The 257-nt window shown below is 48.6% G+C and carries 1 protein-coding gene; it reads right to left on the reverse strand.

Annotated elements, in window-relative coordinates; genetic code table 11:
- Positions 1 to 257, reverse strand: a 257-nt coding sequence (locus tag IEQ44_RS16150; RefSeq protein ID WP_193639445.1) for a TolC family protein, incomplete at both ends; no start/stop codon positions are given.

Raw genomic sequence — 257 nt, forward strand, 5'->3', positions numbered from 1 at the left:
CGTTCAACGTACCCAGAGCTGATTTAATATTCAGCTGATTAATCAGGTAGTTATAACGCGCATTCGCCAGCTCTTGCTTGGCGTTGTACAACGTGGTGGTCGCATCCAACACATCAACAATGGTACGCGTACCGACCGAGTAGCCCGCTTCCATCGCGTCTAATGAGCTTTGAGCGGAAACTACGGCTTGTTTGTAGGCGATAATGCTACTGATAGATGCATTAATGTTGTTGAAGGAGGAACGCACGGTCTGCACG

Origin of the sequence: Nocardioides malaquae (assembly GCF_015070385.1) — a bacterium.
Lineage (GTDB): Bacteria > Actinomycetota > Actinomycetes > Propionibacteriales > Nocardioidaceae > Nocardioides > Nocardioides malaquae.